Source organism: Umezawaea sp. (assembly GCF_036375055.1).
GTDB lineage: Bacteria > Actinomycetota > Actinomycetes > Mycobacteriales > Pseudonocardiaceae > Umezawaea.
The window spans coordinates 35066-62037 of the sequence record NZ_DASUSQ010000112.1 but is presented as its reverse complement, the minus strand read 5'-3'; the positions used below and the strand labels follow the sequence as shown (position 1 = coordinate 62037).

The 26972-nt window shown below is 71.6% G+C and carries 24 protein-coding genes; 14 read left to right on the top strand and 10 right to left on the bottom strand.

Going from position 1 to position 26972, the window contains the following annotated elements; all coding sequences use genetic code 11:
• The first annotated feature begins 6 nt into the window (after positions 1 to 6).
• The 6 genes from VFZ92_RS28760 to VFZ92_RS28735 all read left to right on the top strand — a co-directional run bounded on the left by VFZ92_RS28760 (position 7) and on the right by VFZ92_RS28735 (position 4613).
• Positions 7 to 837 (top strand): HAD-IA family hydrolase, encoded by an 831-nt coding sequence (locus VFZ92_RS28760; protein WP_330879186.1) that lies wholly within the window; start codon positions 7 to 9, stop codon positions 835 to 837.
• Between the two features lie 9 nt (positions 838 to 846).
• Entirely contained in the window at positions 847 to 1392 is a 546-nt protein-coding gene (locus VFZ92_RS28755) for a GNAT family N-acetyltransferase (RefSeq protein ID WP_330879185.1), read from the top strand.
• 50 nt (positions 1393 to 1442) lie between these two features.
• Complete coding sequence (locus VFZ92_RS28750) at positions 1443 to 2042, top strand: DUF3558 domain-containing protein (protein ID WP_330879184.1); 600 nt, start codon at positions 1443 to 1445, stop codon at positions 2040 to 2042.
• Between the two features lie 93 nt (positions 2043 to 2135).
• Positions 2136 to 2501, top strand: a complete 366-nt coding sequence (locus VFZ92_RS28745; protein WP_330879183.1) for a transcriptional regulator — start codon at positions 2136 to 2138, stop codon at positions 2499 to 2501.
• 43 nt (positions 2502 to 2544) lie between these two features.
• Complete coding sequence (locus tag VFZ92_RS28740) at positions 2545 to 3795, top strand: PPE domain-containing protein (RefSeq protein ID WP_330879182.1); 1251 nt, start codon at positions 2545 to 2547, stop codon at positions 3793 to 3795.
• A complete protein-coding gene (locus tag VFZ92_RS28735) occupies positions 3795 to 4613 on the top strand; it encodes an ESX secretion-associated protein EspG (protein WP_330879181.1) in 819 nt (272 codons plus the stop codon). The genes VFZ92_RS28740 and VFZ92_RS28735 overlap by 1 nt, the downstream gene beginning before the upstream one ends.
• Positions 4614 to 5144: 531 nt before the next feature.
• On the opposite strand, the gene VFZ92_RS28730 is transcribed toward VFZ92_RS28735, so the two are convergent.
• Positions 5145 to 5594 carry a gamma-glutamylcyclotransferase family protein gene (locus VFZ92_RS28730; RefSeq protein ID WP_259629769.1) on the bottom strand — a complete coding sequence of 150 codons (450 nt, stop codon included), beginning with the start codon at positions 5592 to 5594 and terminating at the stop codon, positions 5145 to 5147.
• 119 nt (positions 5595 to 5713) lie between these two features.
• Here VFZ92_RS28730 and VFZ92_RS28725 point away from each other — a divergent pair, with 119 nt between their 5' ends.
• Positions 5714 to 7114: an NAD(P)H-quinone dehydrogenase gene (locus VFZ92_RS28725; RefSeq protein ID WP_330879180.1), complete on the top strand. Its 1401-nt coding sequence runs from the start codon at positions 5714 to 5716 to the stop codon at positions 7112 to 7114.
• Positions 7115 to 7165: 51 nt separating this feature from the next.
• Here the strand turns inward: VFZ92_RS28725 and glpK are convergent, their stop codons facing one another.
• Together glpK and VFZ92_RS28715 are read right to left on the bottom strand one after the other, a co-directional pair.
• A complete protein-coding gene (glpK, locus tag VFZ92_RS28720; protein ID WP_330879179.1) occupies positions 7166 to 8680 on the bottom strand; it encodes a glycerol kinase GlpK in 1515 nt (504 codons plus the stop codon).
• 19 nt (positions 8681 to 8699) lie between these two features.
• Entirely contained in the window at positions 8700 to 9443 is a 744-nt protein-coding gene (locus VFZ92_RS28715; protein WP_330879178.1) for an MIP/aquaporin family protein, read from the bottom strand.
• Between the two features lie 360 nt (positions 9444 to 9803).
• Between VFZ92_RS28715 and VFZ92_RS28710 the strand changes: the two genes are divergently transcribed.
• Positions 9804 to 11501, top strand: a complete 1698-nt coding sequence (locus tag VFZ92_RS28710) for a glycerol-3-phosphate dehydrogenase/oxidase (protein WP_330879254.1) — start codon at positions 9804 to 9806, stop codon at positions 11499 to 11501.
• A 7-nt stretch (positions 11502 to 11508) separates the two neighbouring features.
• On the top strand, positions 11509 to 12369 hold the full coding sequence (locus VFZ92_RS28705; RefSeq protein WP_330879177.1) for an alkaline phosphatase D family protein: 861 nt from the start codon (positions 11509 to 11511) through the stop codon (positions 12367 to 12369).
• Between the two features lie 476 nt (positions 12370 to 12845).
• On the opposite strand, the gene VFZ92_RS28700 is transcribed toward VFZ92_RS28705, so the two are convergent.
• The 6 genes from VFZ92_RS28700 to VFZ92_RS28675 all read right to left on the bottom strand — a co-directional run bounded on the left by VFZ92_RS28700 (position 12846) and on the right by VFZ92_RS28675 (position 21144).
• Positions 12846 to 14114 carry an amidohydrolase gene (locus VFZ92_RS28700; protein WP_330879176.1) on the bottom strand — a complete coding sequence of 423 codons (1269 nt, stop codon included), beginning with the start codon at positions 14112 to 14114 and terminating at the stop codon, positions 12846 to 12848.
• Entirely contained in the window at positions 14111 to 15307 is a 1197-nt protein-coding gene (locus VFZ92_RS28695) for a M20 family metallopeptidase (RefSeq protein WP_330879175.1), read from the bottom strand. Before VFZ92_RS28695 ends, VFZ92_RS28700 begins: the two co-directional genes overlap by 4 nt.
• Positions 15308 to 15490: 183 nt before the next feature.
• Positions 15491 to 15775, bottom strand: coding sequence for a hypothetical protein (locus VFZ92_RS28690; protein ID WP_330879174.1), 285 nt, complete (start codon positions 15773 to 15775; stop codon positions 15491 to 15493).
• A 401-nt stretch (positions 15776 to 16176) separates the two neighbouring features.
• Positions 16177 to 17163 carry a methylmalonyl Co-A mutase-associated GTPase MeaB gene (gene meaB / locus VFZ92_RS28685; RefSeq protein ID WP_330879173.1) on the bottom strand — a complete coding sequence of 329 codons (987 nt, stop codon included), beginning with the start codon at positions 17161 to 17163 and terminating at the stop codon, positions 16177 to 16179.
• Positions 17156 to 19330, bottom strand: a complete 2175-nt coding sequence (scpA, locus tag VFZ92_RS28680; RefSeq protein WP_330879172.1) for a methylmalonyl-CoA mutase — start codon at positions 19328 to 19330, stop codon at positions 17156 to 17158. Before scpA ends, meaB begins: the two co-directional genes overlap by 8 nt.
• Positions 19327 to 21144, bottom strand: a complete 1818-nt coding sequence (locus tag VFZ92_RS28675) for a methylmalonyl-CoA mutase family protein (RefSeq protein ID WP_330879253.1) — start codon at positions 21142 to 21144, stop codon at positions 19327 to 19329. Before VFZ92_RS28675 ends, scpA begins: the two co-directional genes overlap by 4 nt.
• Before the next feature lie 145 nt (positions 21145 to 21289).
• On the opposite strand from VFZ92_RS28675, the gene VFZ92_RS28670 reads away from it, so the two are divergent.
• The 3 genes from VFZ92_RS28670 to VFZ92_RS28660 are packed head-to-tail and all read left to right on the top strand — an operon-like array spanning position 21290 to position 25453.
• A complete protein-coding gene (locus tag VFZ92_RS28670; RefSeq protein ID WP_330879171.1) occupies positions 21290 to 22996 on the top strand; it encodes a serine/threonine-protein kinase in 1707 nt (568 codons plus the stop codon).
• 55 nt (positions 22997 to 23051) lie between these two features.
• Entirely contained in the window at positions 23052 to 23831 is a 780-nt protein-coding gene (locus tag VFZ92_RS28665; RefSeq protein ID WP_330879252.1) for a purine-nucleoside phosphorylase, read from the top strand.
• On the top strand, positions 23828 to 25453 hold the full coding sequence (locus VFZ92_RS28660; protein ID WP_330879170.1) for a phospho-sugar mutase: 1626 nt from the start codon (positions 23828 to 23830) through the stop codon (positions 25451 to 25453). The genes VFZ92_RS28665 and VFZ92_RS28660 overlap by 4 nt, the downstream gene beginning before the upstream one ends.
• Here the strand turns inward: VFZ92_RS28660 and VFZ92_RS28655 are convergent.
• Positions 25443 to 25775: a hypothetical protein gene (locus VFZ92_RS28655; RefSeq protein ID WP_330879169.1), complete on the bottom strand. Its 333-nt coding sequence runs from the start codon at positions 25773 to 25775 to the stop codon at positions 25443 to 25445. The two genes, VFZ92_RS28660 and VFZ92_RS28655, sit on opposite strands and share 11 nt — an antisense overlap.
• 158 nt (positions 25776 to 25933) lie before the next feature.
• Here VFZ92_RS28655 and VFZ92_RS28650 point away from each other — a divergent pair, with 158 nt between their 5' ends.
• The gene (locus tag VFZ92_RS28650; RefSeq protein ID WP_330879168.1) at positions 25934 to 26308 is read left to right on the top strand and encodes a hypothetical protein; all 375 of its coding nucleotides are present in this window, start codon (positions 25934 to 25936) and stop codon (positions 26306 to 26308) included.
• A 59-nt stretch (positions 26309 to 26367) separates the two neighbouring features.
• Complete coding sequence (locus VFZ92_RS28645) at positions 26368 to 26769, top strand: flavodoxin family protein (RefSeq protein WP_330879251.1); 402 nt, start codon at positions 26368 to 26370, stop codon at positions 26767 to 26769.
• Positions 26770 to 26972: the final 203 nt, after the last annotated feature.

Genomic DNA, 26972 nt, shown 5'->3' with positions numbered 1-26972 from the left:
GACGGCGTGCTGCGGCGCTTCCCGCCCGACGCCCCCGTCGAGGACGCCCACGGCCTGCCGCGCGGCGCGCTGGCCCGTGCGGGCTTCGCCCCGGACCTGATCACCCCCGCGCTGGTCGGCGCCGTGCCGGACGAGGTGTGGCGGGCGTCCGTCGTGGACCGCCTCGCCGCACCCGGCGCCGCCGCGGCCGTGGCCGCGTGGTCGCGGCCGGGCGAGGTCGTCACCGAGGCGCTCGCCCTGGTGCGCCGGGCGCGGACGCGCTGCCGCGTGGCGCTGCTGACCAACGCCACCAGCAGGCTGCCGGACGACCTGCGGCTGCTCGGCCTCGACCGCGAGGTGGACGCCGTCGTGTCGTCGGCGCGGATCGGCGTGGCGAAGCCGTCGCCCGAGGCGTTCCGGCGCGCGCTGCGGGTGCTCCAGCACTCGCCGGGCGGCACGGTGTTCTGCGACGACAAGGAGGAGAACGCCGCGGGTGCCCGGTCCATCGGCATCGACGGCGTGCACACCCCCACGACGGCCGCGCTGCGCGAGGCCCTGGTCGCGCGGGGTCTGCTGGACGGCTCGCCCGAGGTCGAACCGAGGGCGGTGGCCGACGAGGTGCTGCTGGTGCTGCCCGAGCGCGAGGCCGCGGAACGGCTCGCCGGGGAGCTGGCCGGGGCGGGCTGGGCGCCCGCCGCCGTGCACCGGGAACTGCTGGCGGGCGAGGACGACGCCGAAGCGGCCGACTGGGTCGTGGAACTCCTGACCGCGCCGGACGGCCGTCCCGCGGGGTCGCGGCGCGACTGGCTCGACGCGCTCGCCGAGGAGCACGACGGCTTCACCAGCGACAACGGTTAGAGTGCCCCCGTGGAGCCGGTCGAGATCAACGCGGGCGAGTACTACCTGCGGCAGCTGCGCGCGGACGACCGGATCGACGACGGCGCGGCGCTGGTGGCGGCGTTCGCCGACCCGGAGATCCGCCGCTGGCAGGGCGGCCTGCTCGTGGCGGACGCGGCGGGCGCGCGGAAGTACGTGGAGTTCCGCGCCTGGCAGTGGGAGAGCGACCAGCGCTACTCGTGGGCGGTGTGCGACCAGCTCCTGGGCCACCCGGTCGGCGAGGTCGCGCTGAAGGACGTCGACCCGCACAACGGGTCGGCCGAGCTGGTCTGCTGGACCGCCGCCGAGCACCGGGGGCGCGGGATCGCCGTGCACGCGGCCACGGCCGTGACCGGGTTCGGCTTCGGCTTCGTCGACCTGCACCGGATCAGCTACCGCCAGGCCGTGGGAAACACTTCATCACAACGGGTGGCCGAGAAGGCGGGTTTCACCCTGGAGGGTCGGCTGCGCGGCGCGCAACTGGTCGACGGGGAGCACCACGACCTCCAGATCTGGTCGAAGCTCGCCACCGACTAGTCACCCCGCAGCAGCGGAACTGTCGTGCCCCGGTACTACGGTAAACGCCCATGCGGCGTCTCCTGCTGATCGCGCTCGCCCTACCTGCACTGATACTCGCCGGCTGCTCGGCGCAGCCCCACCCGACCGCGGACCACGGGTCCTCCTCCGCCACCCCGACCGAACCCGCGACGACGACCACCACCACCGTCTCGCAGCTGCCGAGGCCGAGGGAGGTCAAGCTCGACGGGCTCGACCCGTGCACCGTCCTCAGCGAGGAGCAGCGGGCCCAGCTCAGCCTCGACCACGCGCCCAACGCCTACGTCGACTCCACCTTCGGGGAGTCGAAGGTGTGTTCCTTCCGGAGTGGCATCAGTGGGAACGTGATGCGCCTCGCGCTCGTCACAGTCGAGGGCGTCGGGGTGTGGCTCTCCGAGAACGCGCAGGTGGAGCCGGAGTTCACGACCATCGGCGGGTTCCCGGCGATGATCATCCGAACGCCGGGGATCGAGGACGTGTGCAACGTGGAGGTGGACGTGGCCGAGGGGCAGTTCCTGGACGTGATGTTCCGGGACGGCGGCAACGAGGAGAAGGCCACCCAGGACACGCTCTGCGCGGGCGCCCAGCGCGCCGCGGAGGCCGCGTTGAGCGGTTTGCTCGAACAGCGCTGACCCACTCGGGGGGATGTCGGTTCAGCCCCTCCCTGGTGGTCCACCCGCATGGCTAGAGTGTCGACCGAGAACGACGTTACGCAGGAGGCCGGGATGCCGTCCGAGGTTAGTGGTGCCGACGTCGAGGCGTTCCTGACTACCCACACGCTCACCGTGGAGCCAGGAGCGATCCCCAGTCTCCGCAGCGCCTTCGCGAACGCGCTGACGAAACTGGACCAGCAGATCGAGCTCGCGGTCACCGAGGTCAGGGTCCGCCCCTGGGCAGGCGACGGCGTGAGCGTGGAAGCCGCGGAGAAGTTCAACGAGCGCGCCTTCGAGTCAGGGGACTCGGCGCTGGGCGCGCTGACGAGCTACCAGCGGCAGCTCAAGTCCGCGATGGACGCCCTGGACCTGGTCGAACAGCAGTACCTGGCGATGGACGACGACGCAACCGGCTTGATGAAGCAGAGCGGCTGCTGAGACCGCACGAGAACGGCCGGTCGCGAAGCGAGGGGAAATCTTCATGCCCGACGGACACCGCTGGAACGGTTACAGCCACGAGGAGCTCTACAAGCAGATCAACTCGGGGCCGGGACCGAAGGCGTCGCACGCGTCGATGGAACGCTGGCAGGGCGTTTCGGCAGCCCTCGTGGAGATCAACGACGAGCTGCTCCGAGGCGTCGCGAACTCCGGCGCGACCTGGGAGGGCAAGGCCGCCGACAAGGCGCGCTCAGGCCTGAACCCGCTCGCCGCCTGGGCCGACGACGCCCGCACCGGCGCCGACGTGATGCGCGTCTCCGCCGAGATGCAGGCCGACTTCATCAGCAAGGCCCGCTCCGACATGCCCGCGCCCGTGCCGGTCACGGCCGAGGACCCCGGCAAGCTCCTCAGCGCGCTCACCCACCTCGTCGGAGGTCAGACCGACTACGAGGTGCAGGAGAAGGCGCACAGCGCCGCCGAGCAGCGCGCGCGTGAGGTCATGGCGACCTACGCGTCCAGCACGACCACGAACACCAGCACGCTCGGCCAGTTCCACCAGCCGCCGCAGCTCGTGATCAACGCCTCGCAGTCCTCGCTGGGTGCCACGCACGGCATCAGCGGCACGGGCGGCGAGTACGGCGTGGTCACCGGCCGCGGCGGCGGCGGTTCGCGCGGAGGCCGCGGCCGGGGCGGCGGCCGTCCGGTCCACTCCACCACGGGTCCGGCGGGCAGCGGCACCCGCACGTCGGGCGCGACCACCACGCCCTCGGCCCCCACCACCGGCACCACCCGCACCCCCACCGGCGTCGTCTCGACCGGCGTGGTCGGCGGCCCCGGCCCCGGCGGCGGTGGCGTGATCGGCGGCCGGATCAGCTCCAAGCCGCGCAAGGAGGAGACCAGGTCGGCCTCCGCAGAGGACGCGAACGCGGACCGCGCGGCAGGCCAGGCGGGTGGCGCGGGCAAGCAGTCGGGCGTGACCGTGATCAGCGGCTCCGAGTTCGCACCCGTCGCCACCCCGACCGCCCAGCACGGCGTGGCGGGCGGCGCGGGCGGGGCCGCGGGCGGCGCGGCGGGCTCGACGGCGCCGGACAACGACACCGTGCACCGCAGGTCGACGCCGATGGTGCCCGCGCAGAGCTCGTTCGACCCGTTCGGCAACGTCGGCGCCGCACGAGCCGACGACGAGGAGGACGGCGAGCACAACGCCGCCGACTACCTGCGCGAGACCGACGACATCTACGGGATCGGCGGGATGATCTCGCCACCGGTGATCGGGGAGAACCAGAGCAGTTGATGACGACGTTCGGAGTGGACCTCGGCACGAACGACCTGCGGGAACCGGTCACCATCTCGGCGCTGGAGTTCGACGTGCTCTGGGAGCACCTCCGCCTGGAGATGATGCCGCTCGTGCTGAAGGTGCCGTCACCGGGCAAGACCCACGCCGAACGCGCCGAGCTGGAACGCACGGTGTGGGCGGGCCTGGAGCGCCGGGGCCTCGGCAAACCGGTCTCCCTGGACCCCGCGCTGGAGGACCTGCTGCACCTGCTCAACCGCCCGCAGACCGAAGTGGACGGCCGCCTCTGGCTGGGCCGCAGCGTCCGCGTGCTGGCAGCCGCCAAGGGCCAGGCGGGCGTGCTGGCGGTGCTGGACGGCGACAACCTCACCCTGCGCGCGGCCTCGGGCGAAAGCCTGCCGCGAGAAGCCCTGTCGGTACTGCCACCGGCCCCAGCAGGCCCTGGCCACTCGATCACCCTGCCCAGCGCCGACCTGGACGCGGCAGCGGCGGCGGCGAGCACCCCGGAACAACTGGAAAACGCCCTGAACGCCCGAGGCGTGCGCAGGGACGACGCCCACACGCTCGCCGAGATGATGCGCGAAGCCGGGAACCGAGGCCAGTTCGGCGCGGCGACCAGGGACAAGTGGGGCAAACGCCGAAGGCCGGAACGGGTGGTCGCGTTCTACGACACGCCGGAGGGCAGGTACGTGCAGATGCGCCGAGCCGCCCCCGGCCAGCAACCGTGGAGCACGGTCTCACCGGTAGACCACCGCAGACTGGACCACCACCTGTCAGAACTACAGGCAGAGAGCCGCAACGACCGCGACAGGGGCTGAGGCACGGTTGGCCCTGGGCTTCGCGGGCGGGCCGCCGAGTAGCCGGCGGTGGCAGCGTTGCAGCTCGGACCGGACGAGCCAGTAAGCAGGCCAGCCGGGGCTGGCGGGGCTGGCGGACTAGCCAGGACCAGCGGGACTCACGGGACCGACGGACGAGCCGGGACCTGCGGACCAGCGGGACTCACGGAACCAGTGGGACTCACGGGACTCACGAACTGACTCACGGGACCAGCGGACCAGCGAGCACGTTCCCACCACCACCGACGAACAAGCGGCGGCTCGCCCAGCCCCGTGACCAACAGCAGCTCACCGGCCCCCGGCCCAATCCCACCCCGTGACCGACCGCACCCCACCGGGCCCCCCGGCCCCAACTCCACACCCACCCAAGCTCACAGCCCTTCAAACCCTTCCCCCACCCCAGCCGCCCCGATCTCCCCCACAGTCATGGCTCGTTCCGGTTGTCAAGGCATCTTTCCCGCCTTGACAACCGGAACGAGCCATCGACACGATCGGGAATCGGGGGGGTCGAGCTCAGGACCCGATCCCCCGACAGGGCTTCGTCCGCAGGTCCGACACGTAGTCGTCAGGCGCCCCAGCGGCCTCAGCCGCGTCAGCCACCACCCCGAGGTAGCGCGCCGAGGGCAGCCCCCCTTCGTACGCGTCCAACACGTACAGCCAGGCGACGACCGACCCCTCCAACGTCTGCACCCGCAGCCGGATCTTCTTGTACAGACCCAGCGCCCCCTCCCACCGGTCCAACCGCGACTCGTCCCGCGGTGACACGTCGTAGAGGACGGCGAAGGTCTGGGAGTCGGGGTCCTCGACGATGGTGGCGAGCGCGCCCTCCCAGCCGAGGTCCTCGCCACCGAACGACAGACGCCAACCAGCGAGCCAGCCAGTCCCCGCCATCGGGGAGTAGGGGGCTCGCTCCATCATCTGGTTCGGATCCATGTTCGACCCGTACGCGGCATAGAGCGGCACGACCGACAGCCTAGCGACACGGCGATCACCTTGAGGAACACAAGACCGGACGACACGGACAACGACCCGACCGCGTACGGTTGTGCGCGGCCGTTGCCGCTGTCTGAGGAGGATCTCGCGTGACCCGCATCGTCATCATGGGCGGCGGCCCCGCAGGCTATGAAGCCGCTCTTGTCGCAGCTCAGCACGGGGCCGAAGTCACGGTCGTGGAGAGCGACGGCGTCGGTGGCGCCTGCGTGCTCTACGACTGCGTTCCCTCCAAGACGTTCATCGCCTCCGCGGGCGGTCGCAGCGCCTTCCGCAACGCCGGTGAGCTGGGCATTCACACCGACGACAACGCCGCGGAGGTCGATCTCCCGGTTGTACACGGTCGGGTGAAGGGCCTTGCGCTCGCGCAGTCCGCCGACATCCGGGCGCGGCTCCAGCGCGAGGGTGTCCGGATCGTCAACGGCACGGCGAAGTTCTGCGACGACACGCGCGGGCTGGCGCAGCACCGGGTCGTGGTCGACTCGAACGGCGAGACCGAGACGCTGTCGGCCGACGTGGTGTTGATCGCCACAGGTGCGACCCCGCGCGTGTTGCCCGGCGCCGAGCCGGACGGCAAGCGCGTCCTGGACTGGCGGCAGATCTACGACCTCCCCGAACTCCCCGAGCACCTGGCCGTCATCGGCTCCGGTGTCACGGGTGTCGAGTTCGCCTCCGCCTACACCGAGCTGGGTGTCAAGGTCACGATGGTGTCCAGCCGCGACCGCGTGCTCCCGCACGAGGACGCGGACGCCGCCGCGGTGCTGGAGGACGTGTTCGCCGAGCGCGGCACGACCGTGGTGAAGCACGCGCGGGCGGACAGGGTGGAGAACGTCGGCGACGGCGTCAAGATCCACCTGGAGGACGGCCGCGTGATCGAGGCCAGCCACGCCCTGATGGCGGTCGGCTCGATCCCGAACACCACCGACATCGGCCTGGACAAGATCGGCATCGAGCTGGGTCGCGGCGGCTACATCCCGGTCGACCGGGTGTCGCGCACGAACGTGTCCGGCGTCTACGCGGCGGGCGACTGCACCGGCCTGATGCTGCTCGCGTCGGTCGCGGCCATGCAGGGCCGCATCGCGATGTGGCACGCGCTGGGCGAGGGCGTCAGCCCGATCAAGCTCAAGACGGTCGCGGCGAACGTGTTCACCAACCCGGAGATCGCGAACGTCGGCATCAGCCAGCACGCGATCGACTCCGGCAAGGTCCCGGCCCGCACGATCATGCTCCCCCTGGCGACGAACCCGCGCGCCAAGATGGAGGGCCTGCGCCGCGGCTTCGTGAAGCTGTTCTGCCGCCCGGCGACCGGTGTGGTGATCGGCGGCGTCGTCGTGGCCCCGAACGCGAGCGAGCTGATCCTGCCGATCGCCCTCTCCGTGCAGAACCAGCTCACCGTCGAGGACCTGGCCACCACGTTCTCGGTGTACCCGTCGCTCTCGGGCTCCATCACGGAATCCGGCCGCCAGCTGATGCGGCACGACGACCTGGACTAGGAACGACGAAGAGGGCCCGTCCTCGCTTCGAGGACGGGCCCTCTTCACACATCACTCGTCCTTGTCGACCCAGTCCAGCGTCCGGCTCACGGCCTTCTTCCAGTTCTTGTACTCACTGGCCCGCTGCGACTCGTCCATCGACGGGTCCCACTGCTTGTCCTGCGCCCAGTTCTCGCGGATGTCGTCCTCGCCCTTCCAGAACCCGACCGCGAGCCCGGCCGCGTACGCCGCACCCAGCGCCGTGGTCTCCGCGACGACCGGCCGGATCACCGGCACGCCGAGGATGTCGGCCTGGAACTGCATCAGCAGCTCGTTGACGACCATGCCGCCGTCGACCTTCAACGACGTCAGCTCCACGCCCGAGTCGGCGTTCATGGCGTCGATGACCTCGCGGGACTGGAACGCCGTGGCCTCCAGGACCGCGCGGGCCAGGTGGCCCTTGTTGACGTACCGGGTGAGGCCGACGATCGCGCCGCGCGCGTCGGACCGCCAGTACGGCGCGAACAGGCCCGAGAACGCGGGCACGAAGTACGCGCCGCCGTTGTCCTCGACGGTCCGCGCGTGCTCCTCGATCTCGGCGGCCGAGCCGATCATGCCGAGGTTGTCGCGCAGCCACTGCACCAGCGAGCCGGTGACCGCGATGGAGCCCTCCAGGGCGTACACCGTGGCGTTGTCGCCGATCTTGTAGCAGACCGTGGTCAGCAGGCCGTTGTTGCTGAGCACCTTCTCCGTGCCCGTGTTGAGCAGCACGAAGTTGCCGGTGCCGTAGGTGTTCTTCGCCTCACCGGGCGACAGGCAGGCCTGGCCGAACGTCGCGGCCTGCTGGTCGCCGAGGATGCCCGCGATCGGCAGCCCGGCCAGGGCACCGCGCTCGCGGACCTGCCCGTAGACCTCGGACGACGACTTGATCTCCGGCAGCATCGACACCGGGATCTTCATGTCGGCCGCGATGGACTCGTCCCAGGTCAACGTGTCCAGGTCCATCAGCAGCGTGCGGGAGGCGTTCGTCGGGTCGGTGACGTGCACCCCGCCGTCGGCACCGCCGGTCATGTTCCACAGCACCCACGTGTCCATGTTGCCGAACAGCAGGTCACCGGCTTCGGCCTTGGCGCGGGCGCCGTCGACGTTGTCCAGGATCCAGCGGACCTTCGGGCCGGAGAAGTAGGTCGCCAGCGGCAGACCGGTCTTCTCGCGGTACCGCTCCTGCCCACCGCCCAGGGCCTCCAGCTCCTGGCAGATCTTGTCCGTGCGCGTGTCCTGCCAGACGATCGCGTTGTAGACGGGCTTGCCGGTGGTCCTGTCCCACACCACCGCGGTCTCGCGCTGGTTGGTGATGCCGACCGCGACGATGTCCGCGGTGGTCAGGTCGGCCTTGGCGAGCGCTCCCGCGGCGACCTGGCGGGTGTTCGTCCAGATCTCCTCCGGGTCGTGCTCGACCCAGCCCGCCTTCGGGAAGATCTGCTCGTGCTCCTTCTGGTCGACCGAGACGACCCGACCGGAGTGGTCGAAGATCATGCACCTGGTCGAGGTGGTGCCCTGGTCGATCGCGGCCACGTACTGGGTCATGCGAGGTGTCCTCTCATCTTCAGACCGGGAGTACCAGGTAGAGCAGGGCCGCCAGCGCGCCGCCGACGAGCGGGCCGACGACCGGGATCCAGGAGTAGCCCCAGTCCGGGTCGGCCTTGCCCCTGATGGGCATCAGGAACGCGTAGGCGATGCGGGGCCCCAGGTCGCGGGCCGGGTTGATGGCGTACCCGGTCGGACCGCCGAGCGAGGTGCCGATCACCAGGACGACGAACGCGACACCGGCGTAGCCGAGCGCGGAGTTGCCCAGCTGGGGCAGCCCGCCCTCGGCCATCTTCGCGCCGGGGCTGAGCAGGATCCACGCGACCAGGACGAACGTGCCGATGATCTCCGTCACGAGGTTCCACGGCGTGTTCCGGATCTGCGGCGCGGTGGAGAAGATCCCCAGCGTGCCGCCCGGTTCGTCGTGCGCGTCGAACTGGAGCTTGTAGGTGGCCCAGGTGAGCATGGCGCCGATGACGGCGCCGACCATCTGGCCCGCGAAGTAGAAGGGGACGTCACCCCAGTCGGTCTTGTCGCTGATCGCCAGACCGAGGGTGACCGCCGGGTTGAGGTGCGCGCCGCTCTGGGCGGCGACGCTCGCACCCGTGAAGACGGCGAACGCCCAACCGACGTTGATGAACAGGGTGCCCGCGCCGTTGCCGTTGGTGTTGCGGAGCACGTGGTTTGCGACGACAGCGGTACCGAGCAAGATCAATATCGCGGTGCCGAGGGTTTCCCAGACGAAGATCGAACCTGCACTCACTCGCCAGCCTCCTCGCCGTGTGGCGGACAGGGCGGGGAGGCGCGTCCGAGCTCGGGTTCGGCCGCGCTGCCACCCCGTGGTGCGACCAGACGCTAACCGCAGAACTGAGCGGTTGTCTATGGCCCGGTCGTCAGTTCAGACCGTTCCGTGGCCGTTCTCTCCTGGTCAGCACATCACAAACCGTTAGAGCGCGCCAACGCGAAGCCCACGATCCCCGAATGTCCGTACCTACGGGTAACGTGCGAGTTGTCAACAGCAGGTCAGCGCAGGGAGGCGTCTGTCGTGGCCACGCGCAAGCCCCGAACAGCAGCGGTGCACGAGCAAACCGAGACCGAGGTCGAGGCGGCCGTCACCGGTCGCATGGGGCCTCTGGAACGCGAGGAGTCCTGGCGACGGCTGGAGACCGAGACCTTCGACGTCGTCATCGTCGGCGGCGGTGTGGTCGGGGTCGGCGCGGCGCTGGACGCGGCGACGCGCGGCCTGCGGGTGGCCCTCGTCGAGGCCCGCGACCTGGCCTCCGGCACGTCGAGCCGGTCGAGCAAGCTGTTCCACGGCGGTCTCCGCTACCTCGAACAGCTGGAGTTCGGCCTCGTCCGCGAAGCCCTTCGGGAACGCGAACTGATGCTGAACCGGATCGCCCCCCACCTGGTGAAGCCGGTCTCGTTCCTCTACCCGCTGACCAAGCGGGTCTGGGAGCGGCCGTACACGGCGGCGGGCCTGTTCCTCTACGACTCCATGGGCGGCGGGCGGTCCGTCCCCGGCCAGAAGCACCTGACCAAGGCGGGCGCACTGCGCATGGTGCCCGCGCTGAAGCGGGACGCGCTGATCGGCGGCATCCGCTACTTCGACGCGCAGGCCGACGACGCCCGCCACACCATGATGGTCGGCCGCACCGCCGCGCACTACGGTGCCGTCGTGCGGACGTCCACGCAGGTCGTCGACTTCCTCCGCGAGGCGGACCGGGTGTCGGGCGTGCGGGTCCGCGACGTCGAGGACGGCCGCGAGACCGACGTCCGGGCGCACGCCGTGATCAACGCCACGGGCGTGTGGACCGACGAGCTCCAGCGGCTCTCGGGCAGCAGGGGCCGGTTCCGCGTGCGCGCCAGCAAGGGCGTGCACATCGTGGTCGCGCGCGACCGGATCGTGTCGGAGTCCGGCATGATCCTGCGCACCGAGAAGTCCGTCCTGTTCGTCATCCCGTGGCGCAACCACTGGATCGTCGGCACCACCGACACGGACTGGAACCTCGACCTCGCGCACCCCGCCGCCACCCGCGCGGACATCGACTACATCCTCGAACACGTGAACTCGGTCCTCGCGACCCCGCTGACGCACGACGACATCGAAGGCGTCTACGCCGGTCTCCGGCCGCTGCTCGCGGGTGAGAACGAGTCCACGTCGAAGCTGTCCCGCGAACACGCCGTGGCCCGCGTCTCCCCCGGCCTCGTCGCCATCGCGGGCGGCAAGTACACGACGTACCGGGTGATGGGCGCCGACGCGATCGACGCCGCGTCGGTGGACGTGCCCGGCCGCATCCAACCGTCCATCACGGACAAGGTGCCGCTGGTCGGCGCGGACGGCTACCACGCGCTGGTCAACCAGGCCGACCAGCTGGCCACCCGCTACGGCCTGCACCCGTACCGCGTGCGGCACCTGCTCGACCGCTACGGCTCGCTGGTGCACGAGGTGCTCGGCCTGTCCCGCGACCACCCCGAGCTGCTCAAGCCGATCCCCGGTTCGCCGGACTACCTCCAGGTCGAGGCGTACTACGCCGTGAGCCACGAGGGCGCCCTGCACCTGGAGGACGTGCTCACCCGGCGCACCCGGATCTCGATCGAGTACCCGCACCGCGGTGTGGAGAGCGCCGAGCCGGTCGCCCGGCTCATCGCCGAGGTGCTCGGCTGGGACGAGGAGCGGATCAAGCGGGAGGTCGAGGTCTACAACTCGCGGGTCGAGGCGGAGCGCGAGTCGCAGACCCAGGCCAACGACGAGTCGGCGGACGGCGTCCGCGCGGCGGCTCCGGAAGCCCGTCCGCAGCTGATCGAGCCCGTCTCCTGATCCGCGGATGAGTTCCCCGCACGACTGGCAGGTGTCGTTCGGCCACGGCGTCGCGTCCGGCGACCCGTGGCCGGACGGCGTTCTGCTGTGGACACGGGTGACGACCACCCTGCCCGTCGTGAGCGTCACGTGGGAGCTGTCCCGCACCCTGTCGTTCGAACGCCCCATGACGGCGGGCATGGCGCTGGCGACGGCCGAACGCGACCACACGGTCAAGGTCCCGGTCACCGGCCTGCGCCCGAGGACGGCGTACTACTACCGCTTCCGCATCGGCAACGTCGTCTCGGAAACGGGCCGCACGACCACCGCCCCGCACGACGAGTGCGACATGCTGCGCTTCGGCGTCCTCCGCGGCCAGGCCCACGCCCACCTGGCCCAACGCCCGGACCTGGACGCGGTGCTCCAGGTCGGCTCCCTGCCGACGGACAAGCGGATGCTGGCCAGGCACCTGACCAACCCGGACGTCCGCCGCCTGCACGCCACCCACCCGGTGGTCGTCACGGCCGCCGAACACCTCGACTGGCAACCGGTGCGCGACGGCCGCAGGTTCCGCGGCCTGACGTTCGGCCGCCTGGTGGACGTGATCGTCCTGGACCGGCGCACAGGATCAGACCTGCAACAACGCGAGTGGCTCACCGAGGGCGTCCGCGACAGCGACGCGACCTGGAAGCTGATCGCCGCCCGCGAACTGGACGACAACGCGGTAGCGGAAGTGCTGAAGGAAACAGGCGAACCGAACGTGGTGCTGATCTCCGACGCGGCCTGCGAGGAGGACTCGGGCGCCGTGCTGGAGGTAACACGGGCAGAGGTCCGGGTGAACGGCCCAGCAGGCCGCCCGGTACGCGTAAAACCAGCCTCGACCCACTAACACCAGCACCCACCCAGCACAGCCACCAACGGCAGGGCACCGCGGCCGACCAGCCGGCACCAACTGACCGACAGCCACCGGCAGCCACCAGCAGCACGCCGACCAGCAGCTTGCCTGCCAGCAGCTTGCCTGCCAGCAGCTTGCTAACCGGCAGCCATCAGCCGCTTGCCGACCGGCAGCCTGCCGACCAGCAGCCACCGTCAGCTTGCCCACCGGCAGCCACCAGCAGCCTGCCCACCCACAGCCACCAGCCGATTGCCCACCCACAGCCACACACCGACCCGCGAAGAGGTCGATTTGACTTGGGGATTTGACCCTTGAAATTGATGATCGGGCAGGCGTTCCACCTGCCCGTCAAGCACGATCAAGGGTCAAATGAGGGGCCCCAAGTCAAATCGACCGCCCCCACGAGCCACTCACCAACCAACCCTCGAAGCCCCACCCAGCAAGCCCACCCACCAAGCCGCGCCAAACCTCTAAGCCAACGCGGCCAAAGCGGTGTGCACCATCACCCGAACCCCCACCAGCAGAGCCCGCTCATCCAGGTCGAACGTGGGCTGGTGCAGATCCCGCTGCTTCCCCACCCCGTCCCACACACCCAACCGGGCGAACGACCCCGGCACGTGCTCCAGGTACCACCCGAAGTCCTCCCCGCCGGACGACTGCTCGGTCCCGGCCAGGGCGTCCTCCCCCAGCGCCGCCTCGATCCCGGCCCGGAACAGCAGCGTCGAGTCGCGATCGTTCACCACGGGCGGCACGCCGCGCCGGTGGTGCAGGTCGAACCCGACCCCGGTCGGCGCGAGCAGTGCTCCCACCAGCTCCTTCACCAGCGGCTCCAGCTCGGCCCAGATCTCCCGGTCGCCGGTCCGCAGGGTCCCCCGCAGCACGCCGTCCTGGGGCACCGCGTTGGCCGCCTCACCGGCGTGCACAGCCCCCCACACCAGCACGGTGCCGGACCGGGGGTCGACCCGCCGCGACAGCAGCGACGGCAGTCCGGTGATCACGGTGCCCAGCGCGTTGACCAGGTCGGCCGTCAGGTGCGGCCGGGACGTGTGCCCGCCGGGCGAGGTCAGCCGCAGCTCCAGCAGGTCGCTGGCCGACGTGATGGCCCCGATCCGGGTGCCGACCCGTCCGACCTCCAGGCGGGGGTCGCAGTGCAGGCCGAAGATCCGCTCCACCCCGTCGAGCCCGCCCGCGGCGAGCACGTCGAGCGCCCCACCGGGCATGACCTCCTCGGCGGGTTGGAACACCAGCCGCACCCGGCCGGGCAGCTCGGTCGCCGACGCCAGGGCCAGCGCCGCGCCGAGCAGCACCGTGGTGTGCGCGTCGTGGCCGCACGCGTGCGAGGCACCGTCCACAGAGGAGGTGAAGGGCAGACCGGTGTTCTCCTGCAACGGGAGCGCGTCCATGTCCGCGCGCAGGGCGACGCACCGGGGTCCGCTGCCGATGTCGCAGACCAGACCGGTGCCGCCGGGCAGGATCCTCGGCTTGAGGCCGACCGAGCGCAGCAGGCGGGCGATGAGTTCGGTGGTGGCGAACTCCTTGCGCGACAGTTCCGGGTTGGCGTGGAGGTGCCTGCGCCAGGCGACGACCTCGGCCGCGTTCGCGGTCAGCCAGTCGTCGAGCCACGAGGGGCCGCGCCCCTCTCCGGGATCGTCCACAGGGGCAATGCTCACCCCCTGCCTGCTCAACAGCACGTCGGACTCCTCCCGTGACAGATCGGTCCGCGAATCGACGACGGTCATGCCGTACCTCCGAGAGCTGCGGCACGTTCGGCAGCGGCGGCGAGGAGTCTCGCGCGCTGGTCCGGGTCCGTGGCCGCGGTGATGGTCGTCCATGCCATGGCCAGCGCACCGTCGAGCACGGCCTGGTCGGCGGAAGCCGACGCGCAGGCGTTCGCGAACTCGATCTGGTGGTTCACCGCGTTTCCGCAGTCGATGGCGATGGTCGGGTGGATAGCGGGCAGCACGCGGGTGACGTTGCCCATGTCGGTGCTGCCGATCTTCTCCCGCCGTTCCCGTTCGGGACTCAGCGGGCGCCTCCCCAGCGCGACGGCGGCCTGCCGGTAGGCGTCCGCCAGCCACGGGTCCGGGGTGAGTTCGGCGTAGATCGGCGAGACCTTGACGACCTCATGGGTGCAGCCGGTGGCTACGGCACCGGCGTGGAAGCAGGCCCCGATGCGGTTCTCGAGGCGTTGCAGTGATTCGAGGTCCTCGGCGCGCAGGTCGAACATGGCCGCCGCCTTGGCGGGCACGATGTTCGGCGCGGTGCCGCCGTCGATGACGATGCCGCTCACCATCTGGCCGGGCTCCAGGTGCTGGCGGGCCAGCCCGATCGCCACCTGGGCGACCGTGACCGCGTCCGCCGCGTTCACCCCGAGGTGCGGGGCCGCGGCGGCGTGCGACGACTTGCCGGTGTAGTGCACCTCGACGTCCGTGATCGCGAGGGAACGGGCCGCGATGGCCTCGTAGGGCATGGGGTGGACCATCATGGACAGTGCGACGTCGTCGAACACGCCGCGCTCCAGCATGAGCACCTTGCCGCCGCCCACCTCCTCGGCGGGCGTGCCGATGACCTTCACCGTGACACCGAGCGCGTCCGCGAGGTCACGCAGGGCGAGCGCGGCGCCCGTGCTCGCGGCGGCGATCACGTTGTGGCCGCAGGCGTGGCCGATACCGGGCAGGGCGTCGTACTCGACGCACAGGCCCAGGACCAGGTCACCGTCCCCGTAGGTGGCGGTGAACGCGGTGTCCAGCCGGGCGACACCCCGCTCGACCTCGAAGCCCTCCCCCTCCAGCAGGGAGGCGACCTTCTCGGCGCTCCGGTGCTCCTGGAAGGCGAGCTCGGGCTCGGCGTGGATGCTGCGCGACAGGTCGACCAGCACCGTCGAGTACCGCTCCACGGATGAGCGTGTGCTGATCTTGAAGTCGGTACCCATTTGCTTCCATCCTGCATCACGTCCCGGCGGGGCGATGTCCCCTTCCGGTGATCAACCGACGGCCGGTCACGACGATGCGCCAAACGGCGGCCGGGGTTCGGCCTGACCGATCACTGCCTCGCGATTCTGACCGGACGACCGTATCCCGGATGCCGTTTCCCAGCAGATGGAACGCTTCGGGACTCAGCCCGCGGACTTCTTGCCCTTCCGCCACTTCGCGTACCGGCGCTTGTTGCGCCAGTAGACGAAGGCGAACAGCAGGACCGCGATGCCGCCGATCCAGAGCTTGTTCTTCGTCTCCGCCTTGATCGACGCGTCCGGTTCCTGCTGCGGGTTGAGCTCCGGACCGCTGTTCGACGGCGTGACGACCTCGGTCGGCTGCGCGGCGACGTGCGCGGCCGGGCTCACCGCCGCACCAGCGGGCGCCACCAGTGTGAACGCACCGACCAGCGCGATGAGGAGAGCCACGCACGCACTGGACACTGATCGCCGCATGGTCACCAGGCTAGTCACCCCACGTCCCCGTTACCACCGTCAGTGGTCGTCCGACCGGGTAAGCAATCACCCCCCGTATCCCTCCCTTCACCTTCTAAGAGCCGCGAGCCCTGGTCTGGGTACACGGTGTTCCCAGTGCACCCGAGCCGAGCCTCCGACGCGGGTGAACGGCACCGACGACTTCGGGGTGCCGGAGCGGGGGCGCGCGACCCGACCGGGGGACGCGCCCCGGGGGTGGGGGCGTTCGCGAGTCCCTCGCCGGTCACCGCGCGCCCCTCGCCGGAGCACCCCCGACGACCCGGCCGGGCCACCAGGGGAACCGGTGCCGGGGTGTCCGGCCACCGGTGGTGGGCGTCTGGCCGTTCGACCGCCGGTCATCGGGTGGTGAACGCTTCGAGGATGCGCCCGGCCGCCAGAGTCGCGGTCAACTCCCCCTCGCGGACCTGGCGTTCGAGTTCGGGTGCCAGCGTGCGGACCTCCGGGTGGGAGCGCAGACTGGACAGGAGCTGGTCGCGGACCATCGCCCAGGTCCAGTCGACCTGCTGGCGCTTGCGCCGCTCGGCGAGCTCGCCCGCCTCGGTGAGCGCGGCCCGGTGCTTCTCGACCTGGTCCCACACGTCGTGCAGGCCGGTCCCGGTCAGCGCGCTGCACGTCAGCACGGGCGGGTGCCAGAGCGCACCCGCCGGGCGCAGCAGCCGCAGCGCGCCCGCCAGCTCCCGCGCGGCCTTCTTCGCCTCCTGCTCGTGCTCGCCGTCGGCCTTGTTGACCGCGATCACGTCGGCCAGCTCCAGCACGCCCTTCTTGATGCCCTGGAGCTGGTCGCCGGTGCGGGCGAGGGTGAGGAACAGCGAGCAGTCCGTCATGTTCGCGACGGCCACTTCGGACTGTCCGACGCCGACGGTCTCGACCAGCACGACGTCGTAGCCCGCGGCCTCGACCAGGACGATGGTCTCCCTGGTGGCCTGGGCGACGCCGCCGAGCGTGCCGGACGTCGGCGACGGCCGGATGTAGGCGGCGGGGTCGACCGCCAGCCTGGCCATGCGGGTCTTGTCGCCGAGGATGCTGCCGCCGGTCCGGGTGGACGACGGGTCGACCGCCAGCACCGCGACGCGGTGCCCGGCCGACGTGAGCGCGGTCCCCAGCGCGTCGATGAACGTCGACTTGCCGACGCCGGGCACGCCGGTGATGCCCACGCGGTGCGCGCCGCCCGCGTGCAGCAGCAGCTCGACCAGCAGCTCCTGCGCCGCCGCGCGGTGGTCGGCCCGCGTGGACTCGACCAGCGTGATCGCGCGGGCCAGCGTGCCGCGGTCACCGGCGAGCACGCCCTTCGCGTACGCGCCGACGTCGACCGCCCTAGGCATGGCCGAGCTGGGCCGACAGCTTGCCCAGCAGGTCGCCCGCCGCGTCCGCGATCACCGTGCCCGGCGGGAAGATGGCCGCCGCGCCCGCCTCGCGGAGCGCGTCGAAGTCCTGCGGCGGGATCACGCCGCCGACCACGATCATGATGTCGTCGCGGCCCAGCTCCGCCAGCTCGTCGCGCAGCGCGGGCACCAGCGTGAGGTGCCCCGCGGCCAGCGACGACACGCCGACGACGTGCACGTCCGCCTCGACGGCCTGCCTGGCGACCTCGCCGGGGGTCTGGAACAGCGGGCCGACGTCGACGTCGAAGCCGAGGTCGGCGAACGCCGTGGCGATCACCTTCTGGCCGCGGTCGTGCCCGTCCTGGCCCATCTTCGCGACCAGGATGCGGGGACGGCGCCCCTCGGCCTCGGCGAACTCCTCGACCACGGCACGAGTGGCGTCCACGTTGGACACTGAGCCCGACTCCTCCCGGTACACCCCGGAGATGGTGCGGATCTGCGCCGAGTGGCGGCCCCAGACCTTGCCGAGCGCCTCGGAGATCTCGCCGACCGTGGCCTTCGCCCGCGCCGCCTCGATCGCCAGCGCGAACAGGTTCCCGTCACCGTCGGCGGCCCTCGTCAGCGCGTCCAGCGCCGACTCGACCGCGCCGGGGTCGCGTTCCTCGCGCAGCCGCCGCAGCTTCTCCAGCTGCTGCGCCCGCACGCCCGCGTTGTCGACCTTGAGCACGTCGATCTTCTCGTCGAACTCGACCTGGTACTTGTTCACGCCGATCACCGGCTGCCGCCCGGAGTCGATCCGCGCCTGGGTGCGGGCGGCGGCCTCCTCGATGCGCAGCTTCGGGATGCCCGCCTCGATCGCCTTCGCCATCCCGCCCGCGGCCTCGACCTCGGTGATGTGGCCCCACGCCCGGTGCGCCAGGTCGTTCGTCAGCCGTTCCACGAACGCGCTGCCGCCCCACGGGTCGATGACCCGCGTGGTGCCGGACTCCTGCTGGAGGAACAACTGCGTGTTGCGGGCGATCCGCGCGGAGAAGTCCGTCGGCAGGGCCAGGGCCTCGTCCAGCGCGTTGGTGTGGAGCGACTGCGTGTGCCCCTGGGTCGCGGCCATCGCCTCGACGCACGTGCGGGTGACGTTGTTGAACACGTCCTGCGCCGTCAGCGACCACCCGGACGTCTGGCAGTGGGTGCGCAGCGACAGCGACTTCGGCGACTTCGGGTCGAAACCCTTGACCAGCTTGGCCCACAGCAGCCGCGCGGCCCGGAGCTTCGCGACCTCCATGAAGAAGTTCATGCCCACGGCCCAGAAGAACGACAGCCGCGGCGCGAACGCGTCGATGTCCAGACCGGCTTCCCGGCCCGCGCGCAGGTACTCCACGCCGTCGGCGAGCGTGTACGCCAGCTCCAGGTCGGCGGTCGCCCCGGCCTCCTGCATGTGGTAGCCGGAGATGGAGATCGAGTTGTACTTCGGCATCCGCCGCGAGGTGTAGGCGAAGATGTCGGAGATGATCCGCATCGACTTCGCGGGCGGGTAGATGTAGGTGTTGCGGACCATGAACTCCTTGAGGATGTCGTTCTGGATGGTCCCCGCCAGCTGCTCGGGGGCGACACCCTGCTCCTCGGCCGCGACGACGTAGAGCGCCAGGACGGGCAGCACAGCGCCGTTCATGGTCATCGACACGCTCATCTTGTCCAGCGGGATGCCGTCGAAGAGCTGCCGCATGTCGTAGATCGAGTCGATCGCCACGCCCGCCATGCCGACGTCACCGGCCACGCGCGGGTGGTCGGAGTCGTAGCCGCGGTGCGTGGCCAGGTCGAACGCGACCGACAGGCCCTTCTGGCCCGCCGCGAGGTTGCGGCGGTAGAAGGCGTTCGACTCCTCGGCGGTGGAGAAGCCCGCGTACTGCCGGATGGTCCACGGCTGGTTGACGTACATCGTCGGGTACGGCCCGCGCAGGTAGGGCGCGATGCCGGGGTAGGTGGCCAGGAAGTCGAGGCCCTCGGTGTCGGCTGCGGTGTACACCGGCTTCACGCCGATGCCCTCCGGCGTCTCCCACACGAGGGCGTCCGCGCCCTTGCCGGTGGTCTCGTGCAGCTCCCGGAGCCAGTCGTCCGCCGTGGCCTCGGCGGGCTCCCCCAGGGGCACGTCGGCGAAGTTCGGGATCATCACGCCACCTCCAGGGCCGCGAAGGTGTGGTCGAGGACGTCCAGCGCCGGACACCCCGTGTAGACGTACTCGTCGATCCGCGCGTCGGACCTCGTGCCCGCCAGCAGGACCCGTTCGGCGCCCGCCGCGCGCAGCGCCTCCTCGACCGGCGCGGCGAGTTCGCCGTAGCTGGTCTCGCTGCCGCACAGGCACGCGATCCGGGCTCCGCTCTCGCGGAACCCGGCCACCACGTCCTCCACGGTCTTGGTGGGGCCCGCGTTCGGCGTGTCGATCCCGCCCGCCTGGAGCAGGTTCGCCGCGAACGACGCCCGCGCGGTGTGGGCCGCGACGGGGCCGAGCGTGGCGAGGAAGACCGTCGGCCGCGAGCCGTGGGCGGCCAGGTGCGCGTCGGAGCGGTCGCGCAGCGACTCGTACGCCTGCGCGTACCGGACCACCGGCAGGCCGCCGGTCGGCGCGGGCGGGGCGGGTGGCCGTTCCACGGGTTTCTCGGCCAGGTTCGGGAACTCGCTCACGCCGGTGAGGGCGTCGGTGCGGTCGGCCAGGTTCGCCGACCTGGCCTCCCAGGTCGCGGCCAGCCGGTCGGCCACGAGACCGGACCGCAGCGCGGCCACGACCCCACCCGCCCGCTCGACCTCCTGGAACCACGCCCACGCGGCGTGCGCGAGCTCGTCGGTCAGCCGCTCCACGTACCAGGAGCCACCGGCCGGGTCGATCACGCCCGCGAGCCGGGACTCCTCCAGCAGCACGGACTGGGTGTTGCGCGCGATGCGCCGCGCGAAGTCGTCCGGCAGCCCGATCGCGGCGTCGAACGGCAGCACCGTCACCGCGTCCGCCCCGCCGAGCCCGGCGCCGAAGCACGCGGTGGTCGTGCGCAGCATGTTCACCCACGGGTCGCGGCGGGTCATCATCGCCGTGGACGTCACCGCGTGCTGCACCTGCGGCGACACCGCTCCGGCGACCTCCGTGACGCGCGCCCAGAGCCTGCGGGCGGCGCGGAACTTCGCGATGGTGAGGAACTGGTCGGCGCTGGCCGCGTAGCGGAACTCGACCTGCGCCGCGGCGTCCGCGACGGAGAACCCCGAGTCGGTGAGGGCCCGCAGGTAGGCGACGCCCGCGGCGATCGAGGCGCCCAGCTCCTGCGCGTCGGAGCCACCGGCCTCGTGGAACGGCAGGCCGTCCACGACGACCGTGCGCAGTCCGGGGAACAGCGCCCTGGACCGGCCGACGAGGTCGAGCAGCGCGCCGAGGTCGGCGTCCTCGCCCGTGCGGGCCAGCACGCCGATCGGGTCGGCGCCCAGGTTGCCGCGCACCTCGCTCGGCAGCAGCGGACGCTCGTCGAAGACCTCCAGCAGGGCGCGCCCGGCCTCGGTGAACTCCGCGCCGCCGTCGACGACGACGGGCGCGAGGTCGAGGTAGACGTCGGCGAGCACGTCGCCCAGCGCCGTCGCGGGCAGTCCGGCCGAGCCGACCTTGAGCCACAGCGAGCCGACGCCGTTGAGCAGGTCGGCCATCACGGCGTTCTTGGCGACCGCGGGGTCGGGGTGCGCGTGGAGCTGGCGGACCTGCCAGCCGCCGTCGACCGCCCCGTCGGGTCTCCCGCCGCGCACGAACGGCGCGACACCGGGAAAACCACTCGGAGGGGTGACGTCCTCGGCTGTGTACAACGGGGAGATGGAGATGCCGTCGTAGGTCGTCGAGACCAGGGACTCGAACGGGGCCCCCGACTTCTTCAGGACCCCGTCCACCAGTTCTCGCCAGCGTTCCCGGTCAGGAGTCGGGAACTCGGCTGCCAGGGCCAAATCTCCGGACGGTTCCATCATGCTCCGCAGTGTCGCCGACGATGAAGTGGGGCGGCTATGTGAGGTTCACCGCCGTGAACGATGCAGTGAGCATTACACGACCCGGACAGCGCCCGAAGCCCCTAAACACCCCTCAAACCCCCTAGTTGTGGAGAATGGCCGGGTGGAGAACGAGCAGGCCGAACGCTTCATCGGGGAGCGTTACCGACTGCGCCACGTGCTCGGCCGGGGATCCATGGGGGTCGTCTGGGCAGCTCACGACGAGGTCCTGCGCCGCGACGTCGCGGTCAAGGAGGTGCTGCGCCCGCCGGGCACGACCGACGGCGAGGCGGAGGAGCTGCGCGAGCGCACCATGCGCGAGGCCCGGTCGGTGGCCCGCCTGTCGCACCCCAACCTGGTGACGCTCTACGACGTCGTGCAGCTCGACGGCGACCCGTACGTCGTGATGGAGCTGGTGCCGTCCTCCAGCCTCGCCGACCTCATCCGGGTGAAGGGGCCGCTCACCCTCGCGCAGGGCGCCGCCGTGGCCGACGCCGTGGCCGCGGCGCTCGAATCGGCGCACCGGGCGGGCATCACGCACCGCGACGTGAAGCCGGGCAACGTGCTCATCGCCGACGACGGTCGGATCAAGCTCACCGACTTCGGCATCGCCCGCAACGTCGCCGACGCGACCATGACCAGCCGCGGCATCATGCTCGGCACCCCGTCGTTCATCTCGCCGGAGGTCGCGTCCGGCGACGCGCTGACCACCGCCGCCGACCTGTGGAGCCTCGGCGCGACGCTGTGGGCCGCCATGTCCGGCAGGCCGCCCTACGAGGGCACGAACGTGCTGCGCACCATCAACGCGGTCGTGCACGCCGACGTGCCGCCACCCGTGGGCGCGGGCGAGCTGGCCCCGGTGATCGCGGGCCTGATGGTGAAGGACGCCGACCAGCGGATGACGCTCGCCGAGGTGCGCGAGCGGGTCCGCCCGCTGCTGGCCGAACCGGGCGTCGAGCTGTTCCCGGTGGACGGCCCCGACGCCGCCACCACGCCCGTCACGGGCCGCCCCGCCGTCCGGCCGCCGCTGGTCGTGCCCAAGCCCGTCATCCCCGGCGACGCCCCGCTCGCCGCCGACCCCGGCCCGCTGCCGTTCACCCGGTCGACCGCCCCGACCACGGCGTTCGCCGAGCAGCGCGGTCCGGTCGCGACCGCGCTGCTCGTCGTGGCCTCGCTGCTGGTCTTCGCCGTGTCCGGCGTCGGGGGGTTCGCGGTGACCAGGCTCGTCGCGGGCGCCTCGCTGCTGCCGCCGGAGGGGGTGAGCGCGCCGAGCGTGCCCAGCATCGGGTCCACCCTCGAACTCGTGCCGAGGACCGCGTCGGCGGCGTCGGCCAACGGCGACCAGGGCGCGGAGTTCGGCATCAGCGTCGGCGCGGACTGGACGACGTTCGTGGAGCAGCGCACCAACGGCGACCTGCCCGCCAGCACCACCACCCACCTGGTCGCCCCGAACGGCCTGTACGAGGTCGCCGTGCAGCGCTTCGGCGGCTACTACCCGAGGTGGCGGGTCGAGGACTACGTCGCGCTGGTGCGGTCCCGCTGGCCCGAGGGCCGGTACTTCACCGAGGCCCTCACCCCGCTGCCGGACGCGGCGGGCAACGAGCACGACCAGCCCGTCCAGTTCAGCTACCGGACCGTCGAACCCGGCCTGGCGCTCACGAGGTCGCCCGAGCCGCCGGGCGCCGACCTGCGGCGTTCCCGCTTCTCCCGCGTCCTGCCGCGCGGCGGCGACCTGTGGGTGGTCGAGGTGGTGTTCCCCACCGACCAGGAGGAGACCGGCCGGGCGGAGCTGTTCGACACCATCGCGGGCACGTTCTCCGTGGTGGGCTGAGCGCGGTTACGCTCACGCGGTGACCGGGAACAACGACGACAAGACCGCTCCGGACGTGCTGGCCGCCGAGGCCGCGCGGGAGCTGGCGAACCGCACCGGCGTGGAGAAGCACGACGTCGCCGTGGTGCTCGGCTCGGGCTGGCGCCCGGCCGCCGACCTGATCGGCGAGGCCGCCGCGGAGGTGCCGATCGGCGACCTGCCGGGCTTCGACGCGCCGACCGCCGTCGGGCACGGCGGCACGATCCGCTCGGTGCCGGTGGGCGACAAGAACGTGCTGGTCGTGCTGGGCCGCACCCACGGCTACGAGGGCAAGGGCATCGCGAAGGTCGTGCACGGCGTGCGCACCATCGCCGCCGCGGGCGCGCGCACCGTCGTGCTCACCAACGCCGCGGGCGGCCTGCGCCAGGGCATGTCCGTCGGCCAGCCCGTGCTGATCAGCGACCACCTCAACCTGACCGCGTCGTCGCCGCTCGTGGGCGCGCGCTTCGTGGACCTGACCGACCTGTACTCGCCGCGGCTGCGCGCCGTCGCGCGGGAGATCGACCCCTCGCTGGAGGAGGGCGTGTACGCGGGCCTGCCGGGGCCGCACTTCGAGACGCCCGCCGAGATCCGGATGCTCCGCACGATGGGCGCCGACCTGGTCGGCATGTCCACCGTGCTGGAGGCCATCGCGGCCCGCGCCGAGGGCGTGGAGGTGTTCGGCCTGTCCCTGGTGACGAACCTGGCCGCGGGCATCACCGGTGAACCGCTGAACCACCAGGAGGTCCTGGAGGCGGGCGCCGCCGCCGCGTCCCGCATGGGTGAGCTGCTGCGGGAACTGGTGACCAGGGCATGAGCCTGTCCCCGGCCCTGCGCGACGCCGCGTTCCGCTGGATCGCCGACGACCCGGACCCCGCGACCCGCGCCGAGCTGCAAGGTCTGCTGGCCAGGGCGATGGGCGGCGCGCCGGGCGCGGCGGAGGACCTGGCCGACCGCATGGCCGGGCCGCTCACGTTCGGCACGGCGGGCCTGCGCGGCCCGGTCCGGGCGGGCCCGAACGGGATGAACCGCGCGGTCGTCACCCGCACCACGGCGGGCCTCGCGGACTGGCTCCGCGCCAACGGCCACACCGGCACCGTGTTCGTCGGCCGCGACGCCAGGCACGGCTCGGAGGACTTCTGCCGGGCCGCCGCGGGCGTGCTCACCGCGGCGGGCTTCACCGTGCGCGTCCTGCCCGAGCCGCTGCCGACCCCCGTGCTCGCGTTCCTCGTGCGCAGGCACGGCGCCGTGGCCGGGGTGCAGATCACCGCGTCCCACAACCCGCCTGCCGACAACGGCTACAAGCTGTACCTGGCGGGCGGCGGCCAGATCGTGCCGCCTGCCGACCGCGAGATCGAGGCGGCCGTGGCCCGCGTGCCCGCCGCCGTGTCGGTGCCGACGTCGCCGGACTGGCTGCCGGTCACCGACGCCGAGGTCGACGAGTACCTGGAACGCGTCTCGTCACTGCCCCGCGGCACCGCGCGCGACCTGCGCGTGGCGCTGACGCCGATGCACGGCGTCGGCGGCCGGACGGCGGTGGAGGCCCTGCGGCGCGCGGGTTTCACGGACGTGCGCGTCGTGCGGAACCAGGCCGTTCCCGACCCGGACTTCCCGACCGTCGCGTTCCCCAACCCGGAGGAGCCCGGCGCGGCCGACGAACTGCTGGCGCTCGCGGAGGCGGAGAACGCCGACCTCGCCATCGCGCTGGACCCGGACGCCGACCGCTGCGCGCTGGGCGTGCGCGGCCGGGACGGCACGTGGCGGATGCTGCGCGGCGACGAGACGGGCGTGCTGCTCGGTTCGCTGGTGCTGTCCACCCTGGACCGGACGACCCACCCGGACCCGCTGGTGGCGACCACGATCGTGTCGTCGTCGCTGCTGGGCGAGATCGCCAAGGCGCAGGGCGCCAGGTACGTGGAAACGCTGACCGGCTTCAAGTGGCTGGTCCGCGCGGGCGAGGGCCTGGTCTACGCCTACGAGGAGGCCCTCGGCCACTGCGTCGACCCGGAGTACGTCACCGACAAGGACGGCATCTCGGCGGCCGTGCTCGCCTGCGACCTGGCCGCGACGCTGAAGGCGGCGGGCGGATCGCTCCTCGACGCGCTCGACCGGCTGGCCGTCGACCACGGCGTGCACCTCACCGACCAGGTCTCGCTGCGCTTCACCGACCTGTCCGGGATCGGCGCGCTCATGGCCGGGCTCCGCCAGTCCCCGCCCGAGGGCTACGACTACGAGGACCTGCTGCCGGAGGCGGACGTCGTCCGCCTCACGGCGCCGGGCGTGCGGGTGGTCGTGCGACCGTCCGGCACCGAGCCGAAGCTCAAGGCGTACCTGGAGGTCGTGGAGCCGGTCGCGGACGGACTGGCGCCCGCACGCGACCGCGCCCAGGCACGCCTGGCGGAACTCAGGACACGGGTGGAGCGGCTGCTCAGCTGCTGAGGGCGATCAGCAGGCACAGGATCGCGATGGCCAACGAGGCGCCTGCCACCACGTAGGGGCGCCTCGCGGGCGGGCTCACCGGGTTGCGCCTCTCCTCGGTGAACGCCGCGACCGCGATCCGGCCGAGGATGTAGCTCACCGTGCAGAGGAAGACACCGGCGCCCAGGATCATCGTGTTGACGTCCCACGGGCTGTGGTCGAACGTCGGCCACACGCCGACGAACACCAGCGGCAACCCGATCAGACCGAGGCTGACCGACAGGCCACCGCCCCAGGTGATGCGCTTCTCACGACTGCTGGACCGCATGATTGAAGTGTCCATGACCCCCTCCTGTATGTGACTACTAGGACGCGCACGAGCCGAACAGGTTCCACGCGGCGCCGGCTCGATCATCCCCCACGGCCTTCGCGCAGCCCCGCGGGCGTGGTCGCGAATAGCCTGACCGGGCACGTCACCACGAGCCGAAGAGGGCCACCGCGATGGCCAGTCTGCTGATCGTCCACCACACCCCGTCCCCCGCCATGCGGGAGATCTTCGAGGCGGTGCCGGCAGGCGCGACGGACCCGGCACTGGAAGGCGTAGAGGTGGTGCGCGGGGCAGCGCTGGAGGCAACCGCCTCGGACGTCCTGTCAGCGGACGGATGCGTACCGGGAACACCAGCCAACATCGGCTACGTGTCCGGTGGCGACGCGGAGAAACAGCATTCACCGTTCACCCTGGTCACGGCCGCGCCGTCGGCTCACTCCCGCCCCATCCCGCAAAACAAGCGACAGCACGACAGGTGCCCGTCACGGACCCGCCTGCTGACCGGCAGCCGATCGCGTTGCACAACGTCAACGGCTGAGGAAGCCTGACCGGCGTGTCCAAGAGACTGCTGATCGTGCACCACACACCGTCGCCGAACACGCAGGCGATGCTCGAGGCCGTCGTCTCCGGCGCGACAGATCCGGAGATCGAAGGCGTGGAGGTCGTACGACGCCCGGCTCTGTCCGCTTCCGCGTCTGATGCACTCGAAGCGGACGGCTACGTCCTGGGCACGCCCGCCAACCTGGGGATGATGAGCGGCGCGCTGAAGGTGTTCTTCGATCTCGCCTACTACCCGTGCTTGGACGCCACGCGGGGCCGCCCGTTCGGCCTGTACGTCCACGGCAACAACGACACGACCGGAGCGATTCGCGGTATCGAGTCGATCACCACAGGCTTGGCGTGGGAGAAGGTGACCCCGAACGTCAGCGTGACCGGCGAGCCGTCGAAGGACGATCTACGCGCGTGCTGGGAGCTCGGCGCGACGGTCGCCGCACAGCTCATGCCCTGAGCAAACCGTCCAGGAGGTTGAACCGGTCGTCCGTCCGCGCGGACGGCATCCGCGAAGCGAACTCCCGCGCCCGGCTCAGCGTGTCCCCGGCAGCGTCCAGCGCACCGACTCGCGCGTACGTTTCCGCCGGCCGCGAGAGGTAGAGCGCTACCTCTCGCGAGTGCTCCTCCGGGTGGGTGGCGACGGCAGCCGACAGCAACGGT

Bases quoted from the DNA above. Each gene is read 5' to 3' on its own strand.
- VFZ92_RS28750 (WP_330879184.1), top strand. From the start codon at position 1,443: ATGCGGCGTCTCCTGCTGATCGCGCTCGCCCTACCTGCACTGATACTC.
- VFZ92_RS28745 (WP_330879183.1), top strand. From the start codon at position 2,136: ATGCCGTCCGAGGTTAGTGGTGCCGACGTCGAGGCGTTCCTGACTACC.
- VFZ92_RS28740 (WP_330879182.1), top strand. From the start codon at position 2,545: ATGCCCGACGGACACCGCTGGAACGGTTACAGCCACGAGGAGCTCTAC.
- VFZ92_RS28735 (WP_330879181.1), top strand. From the start codon at position 3,795: ATGACGACGTTCGGAGTGGACCTCGGCACGAACGACCTGCGGGAACCG.
- glpK (WP_330879179.1), bottom strand. From the start codon at position 8,680: ATGACCCAGTACGTGGCCGCGATCGACCAGGGCACCACCTCGACCAGG.
- VFZ92_RS28710 (WP_330879254.1), top strand. From the start codon at position 9,804: ATGGGGCCTCTGGAACGCGAGGAGTCCTGGCGACGGCTGGAGACCGAG.
- VFZ92_RS28705 (WP_330879177.1), top strand. From the start codon at position 11,509: ATGAGTTCCCCGCACGACTGGCAGGTGTCGTTCGGCCACGGCGTCGCG.
- VFZ92_RS28700 (WP_330879176.1), bottom strand. From the start codon at position 14,114: ATGACCGTCGTCGATTCGCGGACCGATCTGTCACGGGAGGAGTCCGAC.
- VFZ92_RS28695 (WP_330879175.1), bottom strand. From the start codon at position 15,307: ATGGGTACCGACTTCAAGATCAGCACACGCTCATCCGTGGAGCGGTAC.
- meaB (WP_330879173.1), bottom strand. From the start codon at position 17,163: ATGCCTAGGGCGGTCGACGTCGGCGCGTACGCGAAGGGCGTGCTCGCC.
- VFZ92_RS28675 (WP_330879253.1), bottom strand. From the start codon at position 21,144: ATGGAACCGTCCGGAGATTTGGCCCTGGCAGCCGAGTTCCCGACTCCT.
- VFZ92_RS28660 (WP_330879170.1), top strand. From the start codon at position 23,828: ATGAGCCTGTCCCCGGCCCTGCGCGACGCCGCGTTCCGCTGGATCGCC.
- VFZ92_RS28655 (WP_330879169.1), bottom strand. From the start codon at position 25,775: ATGGACACTTCAATCATGCGGTCCAGCAGTCGTGAGAAGCGCATCACC.
- VFZ92_RS28650 (WP_330879168.1), top strand. From the start codon at position 25,934: ATGGCCAGTCTGCTGATCGTCCACCACACCCCGTCCCCCGCCATGCGG.
- VFZ92_RS28645 (WP_330879251.1), top strand. From the start codon at position 26,368: ATGCTCGAGGCCGTCGTCTCCGGCGCGACAGATCCGGAGATCGAAGGC.